This is a genomic window from Meridianimarinicoccus roseus (genome assembly GCF_003172915.1).
In the GTDB taxonomy this organism is placed as follows: Bacteria; Pseudomonadota; Alphaproteobacteria; order Rhodobacterales; family Rhodobacteraceae; genus Meridianimarinicoccus; species Meridianimarinicoccus roseus.
Genome location: NZ_QGKU01000015.1, coordinates 1 through 22,004, shown reverse-complemented (window position 1 = coordinate 22,004; position 22,004 = coordinate 1). Strand labels below are relative to the sequence as shown.

The following is a 22,004-nucleotide window of genomic DNA, read 5'->3' as shown; positions in this document are numbered from 1 at the left end:
ATAAAGGTTAACCGCTGGGTCTGCGCGGGTCAAATGCGGCAGGTCGGAAGAAGTCAACGCGGCCCCTGCCACGATCCCGGCATATCGGTGCGCGGTCCCCGGTCCGGGGCCTTGACCCAGGCCAGCGCCTGTTCGGCCCCCGAGACCAGCGGCTTCAGCAGGGCGTTCTCGCGGGCCTGCGACTTCGCCTTCTCGATCCGCATAACGTCGTCGACGCGCCGGTCGAGGAATGCCCAAGTGCGCGCGTTGTCGTCGCTGTCGTCGCCCAGCCAGTAGAGCACCGTGGCCGAATAGACCCCGGCCAGGGTCGCGCGTTTGGTGTACCAGTTATAATCACGCGCCGTGTCGCCCAGCGTGTCCCAGATCCTGTCCACCGTGCCCCAGACCAGCCGCGCGCCGTCTCCGGCATACATCGGCAGCGCGAATAGCGTGCTGCCGCGTCGCACCAGTTCCTTGTCCTCCACGGCCTCCAGCCGGAACCGCACGGCGGCGGCCACGCGGTCACGGAACCGCATCTCACCCATTTCGGCGGCATGGATGCGGCGCACCATCTCGGCGTCGCCCGCCCGGTGATAGGCGACCGCAAGGTCTACCGCCCCGCGCGGGCAGACGGCATCGGCCACCGCCATCTCGACCCCCGCGTCGGCAACGGCCATGCGGAAAGCCTTCTGCGACCAGCCATCAAAGGGAACATGCGGCGTGATCGCCTCCAGTAACCGGGCGGTCACGCCATCGGGCGAAGAAGGTGCATCGGTCATCGTCTCTCCTGTCATGGTTCGGCATCCGTCTGGACAAACTAGCGGGGCTTTGCTATGTCGCCACTTCCTGCAATTACATGCAACTTTAACCTAGAAAGGTGGTGACACCACATGCAGGTCAGTGTCCGCGACAATAATGTCGATCAGGCGCTTCGTGCGTTGAAGAAAAAGCTCCAGCGCGAAGGCGTGTTTCGGGAAATGAAGCTCAAGCAGCATTTCGAGAAGCCGTCCGAGAAGAAGGCGCGCGAGAAGGCGGAGGCGATTCGCCGTGCCCGCAAGCTCGCACGCAAGAAGGCGCAGCGCGAAGGGCTTCTCTGAAGCATCGGCATCGCAGACCGACGGCACGTGTCGTCCTACACGAAACCCCCGCGGCAACAGTCCGGGGGTTTTTTGCTGCCCGGCAGTCACAGTCACAGTCACAGTGACGCGATGTTGCGCGCATCCCCGAACACGGCCATCACGATCCGCGCACAGGTGAGGGGGTTTCGGCGGCACAAGGTCCGGCCTAGGTATGAGCAATCACTCAAATTCGCCGGAGTATCCATGACCGACCTCAGCCCCTTCCCGATCACCGCGCGCTGGCCCGCGCAGCACCCCGACCGCATCCAGCTATATTCCTACCCCACGCCCAACGGCGTGAAGATCTCAATCGCGCTGGAGGAGCTTGGTTTGCCCTACGAAGCGCACAAGGTCACGCTGTCGGACGCCGACGTGAAGTCCGACGCCTTTCTGTCGCTGAATCCGAACAACAAGATCCCCGCGATCATCGACCCCGACGGGCCGGACGGAGCGCCGCTGCCGCTGTTCGAGAGCGGCGCGATCCTCGTCTACCTCGCCGAGAAGACCGGCAAGCTGATGGGCGAGACCCCGGCGCAGAAGTACGAAGTGTTGCAATGGCTGATGTTCCAGATGGGCGGCGTCGGTCCGATGTTCGGACAGTTGGGCTTTTTCCACGCCTTCAAGGGTTCCGAGATCGAAGACCCACGCCCGCGTGACCGCTACATCACCGAGGCGCGCCGCCTGCTGTCGGTTATCGAGAAGCGGCTGGACGGGCGCGACTGGATCGCTGGCGAGTTTTCCATCGCCGATATCGCGCTGGCCCCGTGGCTCGCCACGATCGAAAAGTTCTACAAAGCAGGCGAAGTGACCGGCATCCGCAATCTGCCCAATGTGCAGGCCTATATCGAACGGTTCGAGGCTCGCCCCGCCGTGCAGAAGGGTTGGAACACACCGGCCCGCGACTGACCCGGCCCGTCGCGCGCTTTCTTCCCCACGCGGCTAGCTGCCCCAGGTCGCTCGGGCAACTCGGCGCACCTTAAGTCGCTGACTATCGTGCTCCGATGTGACTCAACCATGCGGGTTACCATGGGCGCCGATCAGACGACCGACCGCCTGCTAGCCGTGATGCTGGCTTACGAAGGCCACTCGCGTACCGCCGACGGTGTTATCCTTCGCGACTGGCCGCCACAGTCATCGCGTTGGGCGCACGGGTGGCGGAATGCCTTACGACGACCTGATCTTCCAGATCGGGTCGGTCAGCAAGGTGTTCACGGCCATCCTGCGGTGCCTGTTGACGTAGGAAGGCAAAGTCGATCCACGTGCGCTCCTGCGCGACCGCTCCGGCGAATTGGCCGATGTTCCGGGCTGGATCACACCCGAAAGCTTGACGTTGCACACCTGCGGCCTTCCGAACATTTACATGCCCCTATGAAAAGCCCTGCTGAACCAGGGTCCCGAGGGCCCGTATGAGATATTTACGCGCCGATCTGGTGGCGTGGGTGCGGCACCTCGCAGGCAAGGCGATCCGTTTAAGGCGTCGCCACACCCGTTCGAAATTCGGGAGCGGACTTCTGCGGGACGCCATGGCGATGCACGAAGGCAAGCCGTTCGTCGATCTGCTTGGCGAAAAGGTCATCGCCCCGCTTGGGCTGACGGACAGGATCGTGCGGATTGATCAGGGCCAACGCAGCCGCGTCGCCCAGCCACGCAATACGCAAAGAAAAGCCGTTTCACGCTTGGACTCAATGGCTTGGCGGGGGCGGGATGCCTGGCGCTCCACCTCGGGCGGTTCTCGGCTCGCGTCATTCCGCCCAACGCTCCGTGATACTGCCGAGCGGCACCTTTTCAGGATCACTGTCCCCCGCATCCGGATCGCCCGCTTCACAAACGCAAACCGCCGCCCGGATCGCTCCGGGCGGCGGTTTTTCAAATTCCGCGAAAAGCTCAGGCCGGAAGTGCGGCACGGGCCTTTTCGACGATCGCGTTGAACGCGGCGGGCTCATTCACGGCGAGATCGGCCAGAACCTTGCGGTCCACTTCGATCCCGGCCAGCGTCAGGCCGTTAATGAAACGCGAATAGGTCATCGTCACGTCGAACTCGCGGACGCCGGCGTTGATCCGCTGGATCCACAGCGCGCGGAAATTGCGCTTGCGGGTCTTGCGGTCGCGGGTGGCGTATTGGTTCGCCTTGTCCACCGCCTGCGCGGCGACCTTGAACGTGTTCTTGCGACGGCCGTAATAGCCCTTCGCGGAATCGGTGATCTTCTTGTGACGGGCGTGGGTGACCGTGCCCCCTTTGGTGCGCGACATGGGTGAACCTCCTTAGCGGGCGTAGGGCATGTAGGACTTGACGATCTTCTCGTCCGGCTTCGACAGGATCGTGGTCCCGCGCGCCGTGCGGATGAACTTCGTCGTCCGTTTGATCATGCCGTGACGCTTGCCAGCCTGGCCAGCCACGACGCGGCCCGAGGCCGTCACCTTGAAGCGCTTTTTCGCGCTCGACTTCGTTTTCATCTTGGGCATTTCCTGCTCCTTTCGAACGGGCGGTTTTCACGCGACTCGGCATGCCACTCGTGGCCGGTCGCGCGGTCGATTGAGCGCGCCGTATAGCCGGGCGGAAGGACGCGTGCAACCATCAAGTTTTCCGGGCCCGCGCGCCGCTTTCGGACTGGGCCGATCCCGCGCGCTCCGCTAGGCTTTACCCGATCCCGGCGCCCTCGCTGCCCGGCACAGCATCAGCCAGAAGGACCCGCATTCACCATGACCCGCACGACCCTCGCAGCGCCGCTTTGCGCCCTTGCCCTGACCGCACTCGCCGCCCCAGCTCTCGCCCATAGTGAACTTGCAGGCGACAGCGGGTTCGTTTCCGGCCTGTTGCACCCCGTGCTTGGGCTGGATCACGTGGTCGCGATGGTCGCGGTCGGTCTTTGGGGTGCGTTCCTGGGCGCGCCTGCATTGTGGTTGCTGCCGGTGGTGTTTCCGCTGGTGATGGCGATGGGCGGCGCGCTTGGGGTGCTGGGCGTGCCGCTGCCCGCCGTCGAGGCAGGGATCGCCGCCTCCGCCATCGTCCTCGGCGCGATGGTGGCACTGGCGCTGCGCCCGCCGCTCTGGGTGGCCGCAGCACTGGTGGGCGCCTTCGCGGTGTTCCACGGTCATGCCCACGGCACCGAACTGCCCGAAGCGGCTGGCCCGATCGGCTATTCGCTGGGCTTCGTCATCGCAACCGGCGCGCTGCACCTCGCCGGTATCACGCTGGGGATGCTGACGCGCTGGCCGGGCGGGCGCGTCGCCGTGCGGGTCGGCGGCGGGCTGGTCGCCGCGACGGGCGCCGCCTTCCTGTTCGGACTTGCCTGACCGCGACCGGCCTTCCGGGGGCAGGCAGACGGCAAGCGCACTCCTCGGGCTTGCCCTCTTGGCCGGGGCTGGGCCTGCAGCGGCGCACGCACCTGTGCCGGGGCTCGACGGGGTATATGCCGGGTTCGCGGTGCCGCTGGCCGAACCTGCGATCGGGATGCTGGCGGTCGCGCTCGGGCTGCTGATCGGCCGCGATCTGCCGCACCGTGTGACGCAAGGGGCGCCGCTTTATCTGGCAGGGCTGGCTGCGGGGCTGCTGGCGGCCCGTCCACTGACCGCTGTGGTGCCGACCGAACCCGCCCTGCTGGCGCTTGCGGCGCTGGCCGGAGCGTTGTCCGCACTGACCGGCGACCGCGCAACGCCGCTCGCGCTTGGGCTGCTGCCGATGATCGGACTGGGCATGGGCGCGGCCTGCCTGCCTGATCCCGGCCCGGCGGCCGCGATGCTCGGCACCGGGCTGGGTGCGCTTGCGGGGGCGCATATCGTGCTGCTGCCACTCTGCGGTGCTGCGGACATGGCGTTCGAACGGCTGCCACGGGGACCGGTGGACATCGGCCTTCGCATCGCGGCAAGCTGGCTGGCCGCGTTGGCGCTGCTCATGCTGGCGCTGGTACTTGCGGGCCCCGTCGGCTGACGCGGCCCCGTCAGCCGACGATCAACGCCCGCGCGGTTCAGGCTGGTTCCGCGCTGAAGATCAACCGTTCCTCGCAGGGCGCGACGCGCAGGATGTTCGTCGTGCCCGACGTGTTGAAGGGCACGCCCGCGGTGACCACGATGAAATCCTCGGGGCCGGCAATGTCCATCGCGCGGGCGGCACGCGCCGCGCTGACCACCGCCATCTTGAAACGCTCTACCTCCTCGGTCACTGCGCAGTTCACGCCCCAGGACAGGCTGAGACGCCGCGCGGTGCGGGTGAACGGCGTCAGCGCGATGATCGGCACCGCGGGCCGCTCCCGCGCGACCAGCGACGCGGTCGTGCCCGAATGGGTGAAGCAGCAGATCGCCTTCACGCCCGACGCCTCGGCCAGCTCCCGCGTGGCGGCGACGATGCCGTCAGCGATGGAGGTCCGCTCCACCTCGCGCGAGGATTCGATGATGTTGCGGTAGTTCGGGTCGCGTTCCACTTCCTCGGCCACATTGTTCATCGTCTTAACCGCCTCGACCGGGAACGACCCCGCCGCCGATTCGGCCGACAGCATGATCGCATCAGCCCCCTCGTAGATCGCTGTCGCGACATCCGACACCTCGGCGCGGGTCGGCATCGGGCTGTCGATCATGCTTTCCAGCATCTGCGTCGCCACGATCACCGGCTTGGCGGCCTTACGGCACTTGCGGATCAGCTGCTTCTGGATCGGCGGCACGTTCTGCACCGGCAGTTCCACGCCCAGATCGCCACGCGCCACCATGATGCCGTCCGACGCGCCCAGGATCTCGTCGAAGGCGGCCACGGCGGCCGGCTTCTCGATCTTCGACAGGATCGCCGCGCGCCCCTGCGCCAGATCCCGCGCCTCGGTCACGTCGGCCACGCGCTGCACGAAAGACAGCGCCAGCCAGTCCACGCCAAGCTCGCACACGAATTCAAGGTCGCGCCGGTCCTTGTCCGAAAGCGCCGCCAACGGCAGCACCACGTCGGGCACGTTCACGCCCTTGCGGTTGGAAATCTCGCCGCCCGCGATCACCTTGCAATCCGCGAAATCGGGACCGCACTTGTCGACCTTGACCCGGATCTTGCCATCGTTGACCAGAAGCGTCGCACCCGGCTCCAGCGCCGCAAAAATCTCGGGATGAGGCAGGTTCACGCGGGTCGCGTCACCCTCCGCCGGGTCGAGGTCGAAGCGGAACGCCTGCCCCACCTTCAGCGTCTCGGTCCCGCTGGCGAACACGCCGCAGCGCAGTTTTGGCCCCTGAAGGTCGGCCAGGATGGCGATTGGACGGCCGTAGTCCTTCTCGATCTTGCGGATGATGGCATGGCGCGCGGCGATCTCGGAATGGTCCCCGTGGCTCATGTTCAGGCGGAATACGTCCGCGCCCGCCTCGAACAGCGCGCTGATCATCTCGTAATCGTCGGATGCCGGGCCCAGCGTGGCCACGATCTTGATGCTTCTGTTCCGGTGCATGGAAGTCTCCTTGACTGCCTGTTCGGTCGGACCGGCGGCGGGGACCCCTGCCCCGCGTGCCATGCGCTCCGCCGATAGCGATAACATACTGCTGCGGGGTTTGGCCCATTTTTGCCTCTGCGTCCACCTCGGATCCCGGTTTCACACCTTGTCCCGCAAAGATGTGACACGCGTTCGACAGTGTGGGCCGCCCTGCCATCAGGCGGCGGCGCGTCCCGCTCGTTGCAGACCGCGCAGCACCAGCGCCAGCGGCACGGCGGTCAGCAACAGGCCCGCCACCGACGCGAAAGCCGCGCGCAGGCCAAACGCCTCGCTCGTATGACCCATCAGCGCGGGCGCGAAGAACAGCCCCGCAAAACCGATCACCGCCACCCGCGAGATGACCTGCGTCCGCTGGTGCGGCGCGACCAGCCGACCCGCCAGCGCAAGGCCCATCGGCGCGATCACCGACACGCCCAGCCCCAGCACGCCGAACCCCAGATAGGCGACCGCCGGATTCGGGGCCGCGGCCACGACCAGCGCGCCCGAAGCGGACAGGCAGGCGGCGGCAATGATGACCTGCCATTCGCGCAGACGCTCGGCCACAAGCTGACCCGAGAAGCGGCCCACCGCCATGGTCAGCCCCAACATCGCAGGGCCAAGCGCGCCCTCCGCCGCGCTGCCGCCCAGCGTGCGCTCGACATGCAGCGCCGACCAGGCCTCCACCGTCGCCTCCGACATGAAGGCGACCAGCGTCACCGCACCGCACAGCGCGACCGGCCACAGCGGCGAAGGCGCGGCCGACGCTCCGGGGTCCGGCACCGATGCAAGCGGCGCCATGCGCAGGCTCGCCGCGATGCAGGCCAGCACCAGCGCGCCCACGCCGAAGATCGTCAGCGGCCCAAGCCCCGCCTCGCGCGCCAGCCCGGTGGCCAGCGCCCCGGCTGCATAGCCCAGCGAAAAACTGCCGTGGCTCGCGTTCATCAGCGACCGGCCGCTGACCTCCTCCAGCTCGCTCACCCGCGCGTTCATCAGAACGTCCAGCAGGCCGGAACAGGTGCCCATCACCAGCATCGCCGCGAAGAAGGCCAGCGGTGCGGGCGCAGCCCCCGGCAGCAGCATCGCCGCCGCCAGCGCGACCAGCGCCGCTTGCATCCCGCGCGCGCCCAGCAGGCGGTCGGCGCGCGGCGCCAGCCACATCGCCGTCATCAGCCCGCAGGCCGACCCCAGCAGCAACGTGCCGAAGCGCCCGTCCGACACCGCAAGCCCGGCCTTCAGAACCGGCACCTGCGCGGCGAAACAGCCCCAGAAGATGCCCAGCGCGAAGAACGCTCGGGCCGGGACACGGGCGAGGGAAAGGGCAGAAAGCACGGACATGCCGCCTTCTGCACACTGGCCCGCCCGCCCGCAAGCCCCCTGTTCGCGGCCCGGCGCAGACCATATATCAAGGAGCGACACTGACAGGAGGGACACGCCATGGACGACCAGACCCGGACCGAACTCGAAGCCGCCGCTTTCCGCCGCCTGCGCGACCATCTTGCCGAGCGGGCCGACGTGCAGAACATCGACATGATGAACCTCGCCGGGTTCTGCCGGAACTGCCTGAGCCGCTGGTATCAGGAAGCGGCAAACGAACGCGGCATCGAGATGGACAAGGAAACCGCCCGCACGGCGTTCTACGGGATGCCCTATGCGGACTGGAAGGCGCAGCACCAGCTTGAGGCGACCGCCGAGCAGCAGGCCGCGTTCGAGGTTGCCCACAAAGCGCACTGACGCGCGGATCGGCACCAAGCTGCCGACCATGCAGGGCACCTGCGGCGGTCCGCACGCAGCCGCACCCCGCGGTGCGCCGCCCCCGCCGGGGCGGCTAGCGCCGGAAGTGCCGGAACACGAGGTCATCCGGGTCCGGGCGCGGCGCGTCCGGATCCTGCACGGCCCCTAGCCGCTCCGCCAGTCTCACCGAGCGCGCGTTGTCCGGATCGACATAGCTGACCAGCGTGTCAAGTCGGCGCACATCGCGCGTCCAGTCCCGCAGCGCGGAGGCGGCCTCGAAAGCGATACCGCGCGCCTCGGCCTGCGGATAGACGAACCAGCCCAGTTCGCGTTCCGGAAACAGCGGCCCGGCATTGACCCCGACCTGCCCAAGACAGTCCCCGGTCGCGCGGTCGTCGATCATCAGCGCCCCGGTGCCGAACAGATCCCATTGCGCATGATCCGCGCAGAACATGCCCCATGCGGCGGTATCATCGAATGGGCCACCCATGTGCCGCGCGCGCGGCGAGGCCATCAGTGCGCGAAAGCAGGGCCAGTCCGCCGCGCGCATCGCCCTGAGCGTCAGCCGCGCTGTCGTCAGCACAGGAATGTCGGCCATGCTCCTCCCGTCCCTGCGTTGGTTTCGTCTTGTCGCGGCTTGCCCTGAACGCATGCACCGCGCCCGACCCGTAAAGGCCCTCCTGCACGGCTGCTATGCGTCCGGCGCGGCCAGTTTCCTGGCATAGCCGCGCGGCGTGAACATGCGCGGCCCGTCGCCCGTGGCCACCAGCCGCGACTGGCTGGACCCGACCAGCACAACCGTCAGCATATCCACCTCGTCCACCTCCAGCGCATCGAGGCGGCGGTATTTCAGCGCTTCCTCGGGTCGGCCAAGCGAGCTTGCAAGCAGGACCGGCGTGTCCGCCGGGCGGTATTTCAGCAAGATATCGCGCGCGTCGGCCAGCAGGGTCCGGCGGCGCTTGCTGACCGGGTTGTAGAAGGCAATCACGAAATCTCCCTCCGCAGCCGCCTGTAAACGCTTGAGAATATCCTCGCGCGGAGTCAACAGATCCGACAGCGAAATGGCGCAGAAATCATGTCCCAGCGGCGCGCCGGCGCGGGCGGCGGCGCCTTGCAGCGCGGACACGCCCGGCGCGCTCACGATCTCCACGCGGCGGGCAGCGTCGCTCACCCCACCCGGTCCGTCGCCACGCGCCACAAGTTCATAGACCAGCGCGCCCATGGCATAGATGCCCGCGTCGCCGGAACAGATGATCGCGATGTCGCGCCCCTTGGCGGCTTCCTCCAGCGCGTGGCGGCAGCGGTCCTCTTCGCCGCCCAGCGGAAACTCCGCCCGCGGCTTGCCCGCCGCGATCGCCCCCAACAGATTGATATACAATCCGTATCCCACAAGCTCCTCGGCCTGCGCAACCATCCGGCTGGCTTCCGGCGTGCGCCATTGCGCGTCGCCCGGACCTATCCCCACCAGCGCCACCCGGCCCCGCCCGCGGCCCGGCAGCGGTCCGTCCAGCACGTCCGGCGCGCGGGCCAGCGCGCAGGTGGCATTGGCGGTCTTGGTCTTGGCGACCCTCAGCGCACCATCCGGCCCCGCCACCGCGAGCGCCGCGCCTTCGGACACGCCATGGCAGCCGACCTCGGCGAAGACGACCTCGGACGGTGTGGCCAGCCGCGGGGCGAGCGCTTCAAGTTCGGTGGCGGTGAACAGCCGCAGCGGCACACCCAGCCGCGCCGCCAGCGCGTTAACCGCCGGCTCGTCCGCCTTCAGATCCAGCGTCGCCACCGCCGCCACCGCGCCCGGCGCGATGCCCGCATCCGCCAGCACCCGCGCGGCCAGATCCCGCAGTTCGGCCGCATCACAGCCGCGCGCGCAGCCGACGCCAAGCACATGCCGCCGCGGGTGATACACCAGCCGCGCGGGGCCGCCGTCCAGCGGGGCCTCGGTCACGGCGATCTCGATCTCGGCGTCCGGCTTCTGCGGCAAATCGAACAGCGCCTCGCCTATCAGGCGCGCACCGCCGCCGGCCAGCAGGGCCGCCATGGCGGTCTTGGCGTCCTCGGGGTTGGCCAGAAGGTAGCCGGGCGGAGGCGCGTCCAGCGCCACGCCGAGCGCCACGTCGCCCGCCGTGGTCACCGCCGCCGCGCCGCCAAGCGCCCCGGCGATGTCGCGCGCAAGCCGGTTCGCGCCGCGATGCCCGCCCAGCAACGGCACCACCACCGCGCCGTCATCGGACACCGCCACCACCGGCGGTTCGGCACGCTTGTCGGACAGCAGCGGGGCCACCGCTCGGATAAGGATGCCACTGGCGCAGACCCCGACAACCGGCACACCGGCGGCGAACAGGTCGCGCACATGGTCCAGCGCGTCGTTGAAGGCGACATCGGGCGCGTCCACGCGGTCGACGCGGCCATGCAGCGCCGCACCAAGGTGGTCGGCAACGCGGCGCGCGACCCGCGCACCGGCGCGGTTGATGCACAGCACAACAGGTTTCACAGCCACGGATCGGCCCCTTTCGTCACGAGGATCATCGAGAAATACGGTGCCGCATTCGGCGCTTCGGCCAGCGGCATCACCCGCTGTGACGGCAGGCTGGCGCGTTCCACGTAGACGGCCGCGTCCAGCAGCCCCTCGCGGGCCAGCAGCGCGCGCAGTCGCGGCAGGTGGCGGCCCACCTTCATCAGCACCAGCGTGTCGGCGGACCGGATACGCGCCGCCAGCGCGTCATCGTCCAGCGGGCCGGGCAGCACGGTCATCGCCTCGTTGCGCGCGGCAAGCGGCAGACCGGCCAGCGCAGCGCAGGCGGTGACCGAAGTCACACCGGGCACGACCTGCACCCGGAAGCGCGGAGCCAGCCGGGCGTGAAGGTACATGAAGGAGCCGTAGAAGAACGGATCGCCCTCGCACAGCGTGACCACGTCCTGCCCCGCCTCCAGCGCCTCGGCGATCCGGGCCGCACCTGCGTCATAGGCGGCCTGCGCCGGAGCACGGTCCGTTGTCATGGGCAGGTCGATCAAGATCTCCCGCGCGCCGGGTGGGATCATGTCCGCCGCGATGGACCGCGCCAGACTGTCCCCGCCCGCCAGCGCCGGATAAGCGATGACCGTCGCGCCCTCGATCAGACGCGCGGCGCGACGGGTGACGAGATCAGGGTCGCCGGGCCCAAGCCCGACGCCGAACAGCGTGCCTGCCTGTGGGATCATCTCTTGAGCAGGCTCCATTGCGTGACCGGCATCATTGGGCCCCAGCCGGTCATACCGCCGACCGGGCGCGCGCGGGCGACCGACAGTCGGGTCAACTCGCCGCCCAGCCGGTCATGCAGTGCCAGCAGCACCGCTTCGCTTTGAAGCGTGACGGCATTGGCCACGAGACGCCCCAGCGGCTTGAGCGCGCCCAAAGCGGCATCGGCCGCAGCGTGCGACAGACCCCCGCCGAGGAATACGGCGTCGGGCGCGGGAAGGCCGCCAAAGGCCTCAGGCGCGCGCCCGAGCACCATGTCGAACCCCGGCACCCCGAGTGAGAGCGCGTTTTCCATCGCCATGTCGCGTCGGTCCTCGCGCGGGTCGATGCCAATGGCGCGCGCATCGCAGGCCGCGCGCATCCACTCGATCCCGATGGACCCGCAGCCCGCCCCCACGTCCCACAGCAGCGCCCCGCGCTGCGGCATCAGCTTGGCCAGCGTAACCGCCCGCACCTCGCGCTTGGTGATCTTGCCGTCATGGTGGAACAGGTCGTCCGGCAGGCCCGGCGCGCGGCTGATGATCTGCGCGCCGCTGTCGCCCACGCATTCCACAGCAAGCACGTGGAAGGCTGGCACCTCGCGCCGCCAGCCCGAGGCAAGCCCGCTGATGCGGCTTTCGGACTGCCCGCCCAGATGCGCCAGAACTGTCAGCACGGACGGGCCATAGCCGCGATCGGTCAGCAGCCGCGCGATCTGAGTCGGCGCTTCGGGCCCGGACGTCAGCACCAGCAGCCGTGTGCCCGGCGCGACGAAGGGCAGAATGCGTTCCGGCGCGCGGCCATGCACCGTAAGCGTCTCGACATCGGCCAGCGGCCAGCCCAATCGCGCACAGGCCAGCTGGAAGGCGGACAACTGCGGATGGTACCGGATCTCGGCCGGGTCCAGTTCCTGACCGATCCGCGCACCGACGGAAAACCACAACGGATCGCCCGTCGCCAGCACCGCAACCGGCCGGCCGCGCAGCCCCCGCAGTCGGCCGATCAGCGCGTCAAAGGGTGACGGCCAGGACACCCGCTCGCCCGGCAGCGCGGGGCAGAGCGCGTGCAGCCGCGGCGAGGCGACGACAACCTCGGCGGCGTTGAGCCGGGCGCGCGCGGCGGGCAGCAGGCTGTCGAGCCCGTCATCGCCCATCCCGATGATGTCCAGCCAGGGTGCGGTCACCGCGGCTCTCCGGGCAGGCCGGCCGCCAGCGCGTTCACCGCCGCCGAGGCCATCGCCGATCCGCCGCGCCGCCCGCGCAAAGCGATGAAGCCCGCACCGCGCGGCCGCGCCGCCAGCTCGGCCTTGGATTCCGCCGCGCCGACGAAGCCGACCGGAAAACCGAGGATCAGCGCAGGCGGCGGCGCCCCGCCCTCGATCGCTTCGAGAAGATGGAACAGCGCGGTGGGCGCATTGCCGATAGCCACGACGCTGCCTGCCAGCCGGTCGCGCCATAACTCCACAGCCGCCGCGGACCGGGTGGTGCCCAGATCGGCGGCCAGCGCGGGCACGCGCTGATCGTTCAGGGTCACGATCACCTCGTTCCCGGCGGGCAGCGCGCGGCGGATCACCCCGGCGGCGACCATTTCGCAGTCGCACAGCACAGGAGCCCCCGCAGCCAGCGCGGCGCGCCCCGCCTCGGCCGCGCCGGGCGAGGATGCCAGCCGGTCGGCCACGTCGATCATCCCGCAGGCGTGGATCAGCCTGATCGCGACCGCCTGCATCGCCGCATCGAACCGGTCCAGCCGCGCCTCGGCCCGCACGGTGGCGAAGCTCTGCGCATAGATCGCGGCCGGATCCTTTTCATAAGGGCGCATCACAGTCCGCTTCCCCCGATCGGCGCGGTTGGTCCGGCCTCGCGAAGATCCCCACCGGATGTTGCGGCGCGCGCCGCACGCGCGGCGGCCAGACGCGGCGAACCGGTCGTCACGCCTTGCGCCTGCGTGCGCTTTCCGGCCCGTGCGGGTGGTCGGCGTGGGGATAGGGGGCGTGGTGATGGTGCCCGTGGCCATGCCCGTGGTCGTGGCTGTGCCCGTGGTCATCCCCGTGGTGGTGGCCATGCGGGTGATGATCATGGACATGCGCGGCATCCAGACGGCATTCGCCGGTGCAAAATGTGTCGCACAGCGCGCAATCGGCCACGTTCGATCCCGGCGCGCTGGCGCCCTGGCCTTCGACATGGTGGTGGTGGCTTTCCTGCACTGCACCGACCTCGGCCTCGAAGCCCAGCACCTGCGTGCGGTACTTGCACATCGCGCAGTTCGGCGGCGGTACCTCGCCGACCTGTTCGGTCACCCGTTCCGCGAATGTCTCAAGCACCTTGGGATGATCGCCAAGATACCCCGCCTTAACAAAATCCAGATCCGGATGCGCCGCCGCCACGCGATCGGTGAAACCGTAGATCCGGTCAATCAGGATGCCCGAGAACAGGAAGTAGGGGAACACGACGACCCGCTTGTAGCCCAGCTTTGCCACATGCGTCAGGCACGGTTCGACCAGCGGGAAGGTCACGCCGGAATAGCCGACCTCGCACCAGCCGAAGCCCATGCCCTCCCAAAGCATCCGCGCGATCTTTGATACGTTGCCATTGGCATCGGGGTCCGAAGCGCCGCGCCCGATCACGACAAGGCAGGTGTCATGCCGCGCGACCGGCCCGCCAACGGCATCGGCCTGCGCCAGCGCAGCCTCGATCCGGGCAGCAGCGGCGGCGATCATTTTCGGATCGACGCCAAGTTCGCGGCCGTAGCGCACCTCGATCCCGTGTGTGGCGGCATAGGTGTTCAGCACCGTAGGAATATCGTTCTTGGCGTGCATCGCCGCGAACAGCATGCCCGGTACCGCGAGGATCCGTTCGCACCCCGCTTCGCGCAACCGGTCCAGCCCGTCGCGGATCACCGGGTTGGCGAATTCGAGATAACCATAGTCGCACAACCAGTCCGCTGGCAGGTAATCCGGCAGTTTCGTGGCCAGTTGGGCGAACTCGTCCACGGCGGATTGGCTGCGCGACCCGTGACCGCAGATCATTACGCCAGTGCGGGGCTGGGGCATTTCCATCGGTTCAACCTTCCTGCGGCTCGCGGGTATCGTCGCAGTTGCCCTCGGCCTTGGGCCGCGCTTCGCCGCCGGTCTTGCGCCGTCCCTTCAGCGCGCCCCAGATGCCAACCGCGATGGCCGCCCCGATCGCCGCGCCCGCAACCCAGTGGTCATGCCCAGCCAGACCGGCAAGATGGCCGGGATGCGCCTGCGCGGGCGCAGCGGCCACGCCAAGCATGGGAAGTGTCACAATGAGGTATCGCATTTGTCCGCTCCGGTCGGTTCATGGCCGGAGCATGCTGCGGGCCGGTCGTGCCGTCCCTGACGATGCGGCCGCGATCCCCCTGCTTGGGTCGGACCGCTGCGCCGCCAACCTCTCCGGCCGAATGGCGTCGTCTCGGTCGGTATATCAAGCACGCCCTCCCATGCAATCGCCTTTCGGCACCCGCGCGGATGTGCGCAGGCGCAGGGCGGATGCGCCCCCATAGGGCAGGCATCGCGCCACGCGTCGGCCTATATCTTGCGCAACACAAGGAGGATGACATGGGCAAGCTGGTCAACGGCGAATGGAAAGACACCTGGTACGACACGAGTGAAACCGGCGGCGCGTTCCAGCGCGACACATCGAAGTTCCGCAGCTGGGTGACCGCCGATGGCGAGCCCGGGCCAGATGGTGCGGACGGGTTCAAGGCGGAAAGCGGGCGCTATCACCTCTATGTCAGCTTCGCCTGTCCCTGGGCGCATCGCGCGCTGATCTTCCGCACTCTGAAAGGGCTTGAGCAGCATATCGACGTTTCGGTGGTGCACCCCGACATGCTGGGCGACGGCTGGACCTTCGACACCAATTTCGACGGGGCTACCGGAGACCGGCAAGGTGGGCGGCGTTTCCTGCGTGACCTCTACACCGGCGTGAACCCGGACGTGTCGGGCCGCGTCACGGTTCCGGTGCTCTACGACACCGCGACCAACACCATCGTGTCGAACGAAAGCGCCGAAATCATCCGCATGTTCAACAGCGCCTTCGACGGCCTCACCGGCAACACGGACGACTACTGGCCGAAGCCGCTGCGCGGCCGGATCGAAGAGGTGAACGCACGGGTATACGACACGCTGAACAACGGGGTTTACAAGGCCGGGTTTGCCACGACGCAGGATGCCTACGAGGACGCAGTGGTGCCACTGTTCGACACCCTCGACTGGCTGGAGGATTTGCTAGGCCAAAACCGCTATCTGGCAGGCGACACTCTCACCGAAGCGGACTGGCGCTTGTTCACGACGCTTATCCGCTTCGACGCCGTGTATCACGGGCATTTCAAATGCAACCGTCGGCGGATTGTGGATTACCCGAACCTGTGGGCCTACACGCGCGAACTCTATCAGGTGCCGGGTATCGCGGACACAGTACGGTTCGACCATTTCATGCGGCACTACCACTACAGCCACGAGACGATCAATCCGCACCGCATCGTTCCGGTTGGCCCCGCGCTCGACCTCGATGCGCCACACGGGCGGGACAAGCCGCGCGATCAGATGGGCGCGGCGTAGTGCTCGACCATCGCGGCGATATCCTCGGGCGGGGTGGCGACCGGAACATAGGCGCAGGCATTCACGACATGGTTGAAGATCGATCCGTCCGAAAAGAAGCTGGCGGCGGTCACGAACAGAATGCGCACGTTGGGCGCACGGTAACTTGCATAGTCGGCGACGGCGAAAGCGCTTCCATCGGTCAGCAAGACATTGAGAATGACAACCGCAATGCCGCCGTCGCGCAGGGCGGACACGGCCCCCGCCTGGTCATGCGCAACGCGGACAGTCCTGCCTTGTCGTTCGACATGACGCCGCCAAAGAGCGGCGAGTTGCGGGTTGCTTTCGACGATCAGTAAAGTCATTCAAATATCCAGTGGATCCCAAGCCGGGAGTCATGTGGCCGAGATCTATGCGGAAAAAGACTTAACAAGTGATTAAGACTGATGACGAACCGGTTAACAGAACCGCGAGCGGACGTGAGCGCGACCAGCCGGAGGACGCGGGCATGATCACCTGGATCACCGTATGCGACACCTGCAAACGCGACACCTGGACCGAGGGCACCGCGCTGACCGACGGCGAGTCGCTGGCTGCGCTGGTCGAACGGGCGGCTCAGGACGTGACCGGGGTCGAGGTGCGGCGCCACAGTTGCCTCATGGGCTGCACGTCGGCCTGCAACGTGACTGTTCAGGCTCGCGGCAAACTGGCTTACACCCTGGGCCGTTTCGAACCCCACTCCCTCGCCGCCGAAGCGATTGTCGGCTACGCAGCTTTGCACGCCGACAGCGCGACCGGGCAGGTGCCCTATCGCAGCTGGCCCGCCGGGGTGAAAGGCCATTTCGTGACCCGGCACCCGCCCCTGCCCGACACTTGACCATGATCGGCGGCGCACGCGACCACGGCGGCGGGCTGGATGCGGCGGCGGCGCGGCATGGCGGCGCGCGGGCCGACTGGCTGGACCTGTCCACCGGGATCAATCCGGTGCCCTACCCGGTGGCGGACGTTCTGGCATGTCTTGCGCCCGACGCCTGGACGGCGCTGCCCGACGGAGCTGCCCAGGATGCGCTGACCGAGGCCGCGCGCGCGCACTGGCTCGTGCCGCGCGGCGCCGCCCTGCTGGCCGCGCCCGGCGCCTCCGCCCTGATCGCGCGCATCCCCGCGCTGTGCCCGCCGGGTCGGGTCGTGATACCCGGCCCGACCTACAACGAACACGCCGCCGCCTTCGCGGCGCAGGGCTGGCACGTGGCCCAGCAAGGAACTGGCGGTGCACGGGTCGCGGTAAACCCGAACAATCCCGACGGCCGAACGTGGCGCGCGGAAGAATTGACCGGCACGGGCGCGGCGCTGACAGTGATCGACGAAAGCTTCTGCGACATCTCCCCCGAAGCCAGCCTGATCGCGCTGGCGGACCGGCCCGGCGTCATCGTGCTGAAAAGCTTCGGCAAGTTTTGGGGGCTTGCCGGACTTCGGCTGGGCTTCGCCATCGGCGATCCGGCGTTGCTGGCGCGACTGGCCGAAAGCCTCGGCCCGTGGCCCGTGTCGGGCCCGGCTCTGGCGATCGGCGCCGCGGCGCTGCGCGATGCCACATGGGCCGACCGCACCCGCGAGCGGCTGCGCATCGACGCGGCCCGGCTTGACGCGATCATGGCCGCTGCGGGCACAGGACCGGGGCGCGGCACGCGACTTTTCCGGCTTTACGACACGGATGATGCAGCCGCCTGGCAGAAGCGACTCGCAGGTCGGCGGATCTGGTCGCGGGTGTTTCCCTACTCGCCGCGCTGGCTGCGGCTGGGCATGCCCGGGCCGGACGGCTGGACCCGACTGGAGGGGCTTTGATGGAACTTCACGCCGCCGCGCTGCTGGCCGCGCTGCTGCTGGACGCGGCCCTTGGCGAGCCGGACGCGCTGTGGTCGCGCCTGCCGCACCCCGCCGTGCTGATGGGCCGGGCGGTGGCCTTTTGCGAGCGGCGTTTCAATACCGGCACCCATCGCCGGGCGCGCGGCGTGGCGGTGATGGCCGGGCTCTGCGCCGGGGCTTGGGCGATTGGCACGGCCATCGCCGATCTGCCGCTTATCGGCTGGGCGCTGGAGATTGCCCTTGGCGCGGTGCTCCTGGCCCAGAAAAGCCTTGTGGATCATGTCCGCGACGTGGCGCGCGGGTTGCGCGCGTCGCCCGAGGAAGGCCGCCGAATGGTGGCGCGGATCGTCGGGCGCGACACCGCCTCGATGGATGAGCCTGCGATCAGCCGCGCGGCGATCGAAAGCGCGGCCGAGAATTTCTCGGACGGGGTGGTGGCCCCGGCGCTGTTCTTCCTTCTGGCCGGGCTGCCGGGCATCCTGCTTTACAAGATCGTCAACACCGCCGACAGCATGATCGGCTATCGCACCCCTGCGCTGGAGGAGTTCGGTTTTTTTGCTGCGCGTTTGGATGATGTTCTGAACTGGTTTCCTTCGCGTCTGAGTGCGCTGGTTCTGAGTGCGGGGTTCCGGCGCGGGCCCGACATGGCCGCGCTGCGGCGCGATGCCGGGCTGCACCGGTCGCCGAATGCCGGCTGGCCCGAGGCGGCGATGGCACAGGGGCTGGGCGTGGCGCTGTCGGGTCCGCGCAGCTATGACGGGCGGATGCGGGACTTTCCCTTCGTCTGGCCGCGGGGCGCGCGCAGCCCCGGCCCGGCCGAGATCGACCGCGCCGCCGACGCGCTGTGGCGGGGCTGGAAGGTGCTGGCCGCCGCCGTGCTGCTGCTGGCCGTGCCCGCTCTGTTCTGAGCGCGGCGCCGGCCGGTCACTCCACCGTGACGGATTTCGCGAGATTGCGGGGCTGGTCCACGTCCGTGCCCTTGGCCACCGCCGTGTGATAGGCCAGAAGCTGCACCGGCACGGCATAGGCGATGGGCGCGAAGACCGGGTCCACCTGCGGCATCCGCAGCCATTTCCAGACCCCGTCGCTGGCGCGTTCCAGCCCCGGCCCGTCCGAGACCAGCAGCACCTTGCCGCCGCGCGCCATCACCTCCTGCATGTTCGACACGGTCTTGTCGAACAGCCGGTCCATCGGTGCCAGCACCACGACCGGCACGTTGGGATCGATCAGCGCGATGGGGCCGTGCTTCAGCTCGCCGCTGGCATAGCCCTCGGCATGGATGTAGCTGATTTCCTTCAGCTTCAGCGCGCCTTCCAGCGCCATCGGGAACAGCGCGCCGCGCCCCAGGAACAGCACGTCCTGCGCTTCGGCAAGCTCGGCCGCGATGCCCGCGATGTCCGAGGCCAGCGACAGCGCCTGGTTGACCGCGCCCGGCACCGCGCGCAGCGCCGCCATCACCTGCGCCATCCGGTCCTCCGTCAGCGTGCCGCGATCGGCCGCCGCGCGCACCGCCATCGCCGCCAGAACGGTCAACTGGCAGGTGAACGCCTTGGTGGAGGCCACGCCGATCTCCACCCCCGCGCGGGTCGGCAGGACCACGTCGCTTTCCCGCGCGATGGAGCTTTCGGGCACGTTCACCACCGAGGCGACCTTCACCCCCTGCCCGGCGACATGGCGCAGCGCGGCCAGGGTGTCGGCCGTCTCGCCCGACTGGCTGACGAACACCGCGAGGCTGCCCTCGGGCATCGGCGGTTCGCGGTAGCGGAACTCGGACGCGATATCGACCTCGACCGGCAGGCGGGCCAGCTGCTCGAACCAGTATTTCGCGGTCAGGCAGGCGTAGTAGGCCGTCCCGCAGGCCACCATCGTGATGCGCGACACGGCGGAGAAATCCAGCCCCTCGGGCAGGGTCACGCCCGGCGTGCCCTCGCGCAGGTATTCGGCCAGCGTGTCCCCGATGGCCAGCGGCTGTTCGCCGATCTCCTTGGCCATGAAGTACTTGTGGCCACCCTTGTCCACGAAGCTGGTGTCGGGCGCGAGGGTGCGCATCTCGCGCGCCACCGGGGTTCCGGCGGTATCCGTGATCTCGACGCCGTCGCGCGTCAGCACGGCGAAATCCCCTTCCTCGAGATAGGTCAGCCGGTTGGTCAGCGGCGCCAGCGCGATCGCGTCCGAGCCGACGAACATCTCGCCCTCGCCATGCCCGATCGCCAGCGGCGAGCCGCGCCGCGCCGCGACGATCAGGTCGGGATGCCCGTCGAACAGGAAGCACAGCGCGAACGCCCCGTCGAGCCGGTCCACCGTGCGCCGCGCGGCGGCGACCGGATCGAGGCCCTGCGCCATGTGGTGCTGCGCCAGGAGCGCGACGGTTTCGGTGTCGGTGTCGGTGCTCGAGGTCAGGCCGACCGCCGCGAGTTCGGCCCGCAGGTCGCGGAAGTTCTCGATGATGCCGTTGTGCACGACCGCCACCGGCCCGGCCCGGTGCGGGTGCGCGTTGCCCACCGTGGGCGCGCCATGCGTCGCCCAGCGGGTGTGGCCGATGCCGATCTTGCCGGGCAGCGGATCGTGCACCAGAAGGTCCGACAGTTCGACCAGCTTGCCCGCGGCGCGGCGGCGGTCCAGCCGGCTGTCCTGCAGCGTGGCGATGCCCGCGCTGTCATAGCCGCGGTATTCCATGCGCCGCAGCGCCTCGACCAGCATGGGGGCGACTTCGTGCTGCCCCAGAACGCCCACGATTCCGCACATGTCCCTACTCCGCCTTGCGGGCCAGGCCCGCCTTGATTGCCAGCAGCCGCGCGCGCAGCTTCACCGCCAGGCCCGGCTTGTTCTGCTGGCGCGCCCGTGCCAGCGCCAGCGCCTCGGCCGGCACGTCCGCGGTGATGACCGACCCGGACGCGGTCATCGCCCGGTCGCCCACGCTGACCGGCGCGACCAGCATCGTGTTCGAGCCGATGAAGGCCTCCGTCCCGACCACGGTCCGGTGCTTGAGAACGCCGTCATAGTTGCAGGTGATCGTGCCCGCGCCGATATTCGTGCCCGCGCCGATCTCGGCATCGCCGACATAGGACAGGTGGTTGACCTTCACCCCGTCTCCCAGCGCGGCGTTCTTGGTTTCCACGAAATTGCCGATCCGCGCGCCCGCGCCCAGCCTCGTGCCGGGCCGCAGCCGGGCATAGGGGCCGGCCACCGCGCCCGCGCCCACCTGTGCCCCTTCGAGATGCGAGAACGCCCGGATGCGCGCGCCCTCCGCCACCCGCACGCCGGGCCCGAACACCACGTTGGGTTCCACCACCACGTCGCGGCCGAACACGGTATCGGCGGCAAGGAACACGGTGTCCGGCGCGACCAGCGTGACGCCCGCCGCCATCACCTCGGCCCGGCGCCGGGCCTGGAACACCGCCTCGGCCCCGGCCAGTTCGGCGCGGGTGTTGATGCCCAGCGTCTCGGCCTCGTCGCAGGTGACCGCGCCGCAGCGCAGGCCGCGCGCATTGGCGATCTGCACGATGTCGGTCAGGTAGTACTCGCCCGCCGCGTTGTCGTTGCCGACCGCCGCCACCAGGTCGAACAGCGTGGCGGCGCGCGCCATGACGACGCCCGAATTGCACAGCCGCACGGCGCGCTCCGTCTCGGTCGCGTCCTTGAATTCCACGATCCGGTCCAGCCGGTCGCCATCGGTGATCAGGCGACCGTAGCGGCCCGGCTCCCGCGCCTCGAACCCCAGCACGACCACGTCGTTTCCGGCCGCGCGCGCCTCGGCCATGCGGCGCAGGGTCTGCGGGGCGATGAAGGGGGTGTCGCCGTACAGCACGACCGCGTCGCCGCCGAAATCCGCGAGCGCCGGACGGGCCTGCGCGACGGCATGGCCGGTCCCGAGTTGCCGGTCCTGGCGCACCGTGACCGCGCCCGGCGCGATGGCGCCGACCGCCGCTTCGACCCGCGCCGCGCCGTGGCCCGTCACCACGACCACCCGCTCGGGATCAAGCGCCGCCCCGGCACCAAGCGCATGCGCCAGAAGCGGCTGCGCCCCAACCTCGTGCAGAACCTTCGGAAGACCCGACAACATCCGGCTCCCCTGCCCCGCAGCAAGAACGATCAATGCCGTCCCTAGTGTC

At 68.8% G+C, this 22,004-nt stretch carries 24 protein-coding genes; 9 read left to right on the top strand and 15 right to left on the bottom strand.

From position 1 onward, the window contains the following. Positions 1–53 precede the first annotated feature (53 nt). The gene (locus DKT77_RS03830) at positions 54–758 is read right to left on the bottom strand and encodes a COQ9 family protein (protein ID WP_109810415.1); all 705 of its coding nucleotides are present in this window, start codon (positions 756–758) and stop codon (positions 54–56) included. A gap of 111 nt (positions 759–869) precedes the next feature. On the opposite strand from DKT77_RS03830, the gene rpsU reads away from it, so the two are divergent. Further along, a complete protein-coding gene (rpsU, locus tag DKT77_RS03825; protein WP_005614280.1) occupies positions 870–1,076 on the top strand; it encodes a 30S ribosomal protein S21 in 207 nt (68 codons plus the stop codon). Positions 1,077–1,301: 225 nt separating this feature from the next. After that, positions 1,302–2,003, top strand: a complete 702-nt coding sequence (locus tag DKT77_RS03820; RefSeq protein WP_109810414.1) for a glutathione S-transferase family protein — start codon at positions 1,302–1,304, stop codon at positions 2,001–2,003. Between the two features lie 978 nt (positions 2,004–2,981). Here DKT77_RS03820 and rplT read toward each other — a convergent pair. Together rplT and rpmI are read right to left on the bottom strand one after the other, a co-directional pair. After that, positions 2,982–3,347 carry a 50S ribosomal protein L20 gene (rplT, locus tag DKT77_RS03810; protein ID WP_109810412.1) on the bottom strand — a complete coding sequence of 122 codons (366 nt, stop codon included), beginning with the start codon at positions 3,345–3,347 and terminating at the stop codon, positions 2,982–2,984. A 12-nt stretch (positions 3,348–3,359) separates the two neighbouring features. After that, positions 3,360–3,560, bottom strand: a complete 201-nt coding sequence (rpmI, locus tag DKT77_RS03805; protein ID WP_109810411.1) for a 50S ribosomal protein L35 — start codon at positions 3,558–3,560, stop codon at positions 3,360–3,362. A 237-nt stretch (positions 3,561–3,797) separates the two neighbouring features. Between rpmI and DKT77_RS03800 the strand changes: the two genes are divergently transcribed. Together DKT77_RS03800 and DKT77_RS03795 are read left to right on the top strand one after the other, a co-directional pair. Next, positions 3,798–4,391, top strand: a complete 594-nt coding sequence (locus tag DKT77_RS03800; RefSeq protein ID WP_109810410.1) for a HupE/UreJ family protein — start codon at positions 3,798–3,800, stop codon at positions 4,389–4,391. Positions 4,392–4,485: 94 nt separating this feature from the next. Then, entirely contained in the window at positions 4,486–5,025 is a 540-nt protein-coding gene (locus DKT77_RS03795; protein WP_109810409.1) for a hypothetical protein, read from the top strand. A 37-nt stretch (positions 5,026–5,062) separates the two neighbouring features. Here the strand turns inward: DKT77_RS03795 and pyk are convergent, their stop codons facing one another. Together pyk and DKT77_RS03785 are read right to left on the bottom strand one after the other, a co-directional pair. Then, entirely contained in the window at positions 5,063–6,508 is a 1,446-nt protein-coding gene (gene pyk, locus DKT77_RS03790) for a pyruvate kinase (protein WP_109810408.1), read from the bottom strand. A 198-nt stretch (positions 6,509–6,706) separates the two neighbouring features. Continuing rightward, the gene (locus tag DKT77_RS03785) at positions 6,707–7,864 is read right to left on the bottom strand and encodes an MFS transporter (protein ID WP_109810407.1); all 1,158 of its coding nucleotides are present in this window, start codon (positions 7,862–7,864) and stop codon (positions 6,707–6,709) included. A 99-nt stretch (positions 7,865–7,963) separates the two neighbouring features. Between DKT77_RS03785 and DKT77_RS03780 the strand changes: the two genes are divergently transcribed. Then, positions 7,964–8,260: a DUF1244 domain-containing protein gene (locus DKT77_RS03780; RefSeq protein ID WP_109810406.1), complete on the top strand. Its 297-nt coding sequence runs from the start codon at positions 7,964–7,966 to the stop codon at positions 8,258–8,260. A gap of 94 nt (positions 8,261–8,354) precedes the next feature. Here DKT77_RS03780 and DKT77_RS03775 read toward each other — a convergent pair whose 3' ends face one another. From DKT77_RS03775 to DKT77_RS03745, 7 genes are all read right to left on the bottom strand, one after another. Beyond that, positions 8,355–8,858, bottom strand: coding sequence for a GNAT family N-acetyltransferase (locus DKT77_RS03775; protein WP_109810405.1), 504 nt, complete (start codon positions 8,856–8,858; stop codon positions 8,355–8,357). 93 nt (positions 8,859–8,951) lie between these two features. Then, positions 8,952–10,757: a precorrin-3B C(17)-methyltransferase gene (gene cobJ / locus DKT77_RS03770; protein WP_109810404.1), complete on the bottom strand. Its 1,806-nt coding sequence runs from the start codon at positions 10,755–10,757 to the stop codon at positions 8,952–8,954. Further along, the gene (gene cobI, locus DKT77_RS03765; RefSeq protein ID WP_238547668.1) at positions 10,748–11,458 is read right to left on the bottom strand and encodes a precorrin-2 C(20)-methyltransferase; all 711 of its coding nucleotides are present in this window, start codon (positions 11,456–11,458) and stop codon (positions 10,748–10,750) included. The genes cobJ and cobI overlap by 10 nt, the downstream gene beginning before the upstream one ends. Further along, the gene (cbiE, locus tag DKT77_RS03760; RefSeq protein ID WP_109810402.1) at positions 11,455–12,657 is read right to left on the bottom strand and encodes a precorrin-6y C5,15-methyltransferase (decarboxylating) subunit CbiE; all 1,203 of its coding nucleotides are present in this window, start codon (positions 12,655–12,657) and stop codon (positions 11,455–11,457) included. The genes cobI and cbiE overlap by 4 nt, the downstream gene beginning before the upstream one ends. Further along, the gene (locus DKT77_RS03755; protein ID WP_109810401.1) at positions 12,654–13,292 is read right to left on the bottom strand and encodes a precorrin-8X methylmutase; all 639 of its coding nucleotides are present in this window, start codon (positions 13,290–13,292) and stop codon (positions 12,654–12,656) included. Before DKT77_RS03755 ends, cbiE begins: the two co-directional genes overlap by 4 nt. A gap of 109 nt (positions 13,293–13,401) precedes the next feature. Beyond that, positions 13,402–14,523, bottom strand: coding sequence for a sirohydrochlorin chelatase (locus DKT77_RS03750; RefSeq protein WP_109810528.1), 1,122 nt, complete (start codon positions 14,521–14,523; stop codon positions 13,402–13,404). 10 nt (positions 14,524–14,533) lie between these two features. Continuing rightward, positions 14,534–14,773 carry a DUF6732 family protein gene (locus DKT77_RS03745; RefSeq protein ID WP_109810400.1) on the bottom strand — a complete coding sequence of 80 codons (240 nt, stop codon included), beginning with the start codon at positions 14,771–14,773 and terminating at the stop codon, positions 14,534–14,536. Between the two features lie 278 nt (positions 14,774–15,051). Between DKT77_RS03745 and DKT77_RS03740 the strand changes: the two genes are divergently transcribed. Continuing rightward, the gene (locus DKT77_RS03740; protein ID WP_109810399.1) at positions 15,052–16,053 is read left to right on the top strand and encodes a glutathione S-transferase family protein; all 1,002 of its coding nucleotides are present in this window, start codon (positions 15,052–15,054) and stop codon (positions 16,051–16,053) included. Here DKT77_RS03740 and DKT77_RS03735 read toward each other — a convergent pair. Further along, positions 16,035–16,397 (bottom strand): response regulator, encoded by a 363-nt coding sequence (locus DKT77_RS03735; protein ID WP_109810398.1) that lies wholly within the window; start codon positions 16,395–16,397, stop codon positions 16,035–16,037. The two genes, DKT77_RS03740 and DKT77_RS03735, sit on opposite strands and share 19 nt — an antisense overlap. Before the next feature lie 143 nt (positions 16,398–16,540). On the opposite strand from DKT77_RS03735, the gene DKT77_RS03730 reads away from it, so the two are divergent. Genes DKT77_RS03730 through cbiB form a run of 3 tightly spaced genes read left to right on the top strand, consistent with a single transcriptional unit; the run spans position 16,541 to position 18,800 of the window. After that, positions 16,541–16,909 (top strand): DUF1636 family protein, encoded by a 369-nt coding sequence (locus DKT77_RS03730; protein ID WP_109810397.1) that lies wholly within the window; start codon positions 16,541–16,543, stop codon positions 16,907–16,909. Between the two features lie 2 nt (positions 16,910–16,911). Beyond that, positions 16,912–17,871, top strand: coding sequence for a threonine-phosphate decarboxylase (locus tag DKT77_RS03725; RefSeq protein ID WP_109810396.1), 960 nt, complete (start codon positions 16,912–16,914; stop codon positions 17,869–17,871). Next, positions 17,871–18,800, top strand: coding sequence for an adenosylcobinamide-phosphate synthase CbiB (gene cbiB, locus DKT77_RS03720; protein WP_109810395.1), 930 nt, complete (start codon positions 17,871–17,873; stop codon positions 18,798–18,800). The genes DKT77_RS03725 and cbiB overlap by 1 nt, the downstream gene beginning before the upstream one ends. Positions 18,801–18,816: 16 nt before the next feature. Here cbiB and glmS read toward each other — a convergent pair whose 3' ends face one another. Next, positions 18,817–20,637, bottom strand: a complete 1,821-nt coding sequence (gene glmS / locus DKT77_RS03715; protein WP_109810047.1) for a glutamine--fructose-6-phosphate transaminase (isomerizing) — start codon at positions 20,635–20,637, stop codon at positions 18,817–18,819. A 4-nt stretch (positions 20,638–20,641) separates the two neighbouring features. Next, positions 20,642–21,955 (bottom strand): bifunctional UDP-N-acetylglucosamine diphosphorylase/glucosamine-1-phosphate N-acetyltransferase GlmU, encoded by a 1,314-nt coding sequence (gene glmU, locus DKT77_RS03710; protein WP_109810048.1) that lies wholly within the window; start codon positions 21,953–21,955, stop codon positions 20,642–20,644. Between the last annotated feature and the right edge of the window lie 49 nt (positions 21,956–22,004).

Bases quoted from the DNA above. Each gene is read 5' to 3' on its own strand.
- DKT77_RS03750 (WP_109810528.1), bottom strand. From the start codon at position 14,523: ATGCCCCAGCCCCGCACTGGCGTAATGATCTGCGGTCACGGGTCGCGC.
- pyk (WP_109810408.1), bottom strand. From the start codon at position 6,508: ATGCACCGGAACAGAAGCATCAAGATCGTGGCCACGCTGGGCCCGGCA.
- DKT77_RS03755 (WP_109810401.1), bottom strand. From the start codon at position 13,292: ATGCGCCCTTATGAAAAGGATCCGGCCGCGATCTATGCGCAGAGCTTC.
- DKT77_RS03775 (WP_109810405.1), bottom strand. From the start codon at position 8,858: ATGGCCGACATTCCTGTGCTGACGACAGCGCGGCTGACGCTCAGGGCG.
- rpmI (WP_109810411.1), bottom strand. From the start codon at position 3,560: ATGCCCAAGATGAAAACGAAGTCGAGCGCGAAAAAGCGCTTCAAGGTG.
- DKT77_RS03730 (WP_109810397.1), top strand. From the start codon at position 16,541: ATGATCACCTGGATCACCGTATGCGACACCTGCAAACGCGACACCTGG.
- DKT77_RS03800 (WP_109810410.1), top strand. From the start codon at position 3,798: ATGACCCGCACGACCCTCGCAGCGCCGCTTTGCGCCCTTGCCCTGACC.
- DKT77_RS03740 (WP_109810399.1), top strand. From the start codon at position 15,052: ATGGGCAAGCTGGTCAACGGCGAATGGAAAGACACCTGGTACGACACG.
- DKT77_RS03785 (WP_109810407.1), bottom strand. From the start codon at position 7,864: ATGTCCGTGCTTTCTGCCCTTTCCCTCGCCCGTGTCCCGGCCCGAGCG.
- DKT77_RS03820 (WP_109810414.1), top strand. From the start codon at position 1,302: ATGACCGACCTCAGCCCCTTCCCGATCACCGCGCGCTGGCCCGCGCAG.
- rplT (WP_109810412.1), bottom strand. From the start codon at position 3,347: ATGTCGCGCACCAAAGGGGGCACGGTCACCCACGCCCGTCACAAGAAG.
- DKT77_RS03735 (WP_109810398.1), bottom strand. From the start codon at position 16,397: ATGACTTTACTGATCGTCGAAAGCAACCCGCAACTCGCCGCTCTTTGG.
- glmU (WP_109810048.1), bottom strand. From the start codon at position 21,955: ATGTTGTCGGGTCTTCCGAAGGTTCTGCACGAGGTTGGGGCGCAGCCG.
- cobI (WP_238547668.1), bottom strand. From the start codon at position 11,458: ATGATCCCACAGGCAGGCACGCTGTTCGGCGTCGGGCTTGGGCCCGGC.
- DKT77_RS03830 (WP_109810415.1), bottom strand. From the start codon at position 758: ATGACCGATGCACCTTCTTCGCCCGATGGCGTGACCGCCCGGTTACTG.
- DKT77_RS03725 (WP_109810396.1), top strand. From the start codon at position 16,912: ATGATCGGCGGCGCACGCGACCACGGCGGCGGGCTGGATGCGGCGGCG.
- glmS (WP_109810047.1), bottom strand. From the start codon at position 20,637: ATGTGCGGAATCGTGGGCGTTCTGGGGCAGCACGAAGTCGCCCCCATG.
- DKT77_RS03780 (WP_109810406.1), top strand. From the start codon at position 7,964: ATGGACGACCAGACCCGGACCGAACTCGAAGCCGCCGCTTTCCGCCGC.
- rpsU (WP_005614280.1), top strand. From the start codon at position 870: ATGCAGGTCAGTGTCCGCGACAATAATGTCGATCAGGCGCTTCGTGCG.
- DKT77_RS03745 (WP_109810400.1), bottom strand. From the start codon at position 14,773: ATGCGATACCTCATTGTGACACTTCCCATGCTTGGCGTGGCCGCTGCG.
- cbiB (WP_109810395.1), top strand. From the start codon at position 17,871: ATGGAACTTCACGCCGCCGCGCTGCTGGCCGCGCTGCTGCTGGACGCG.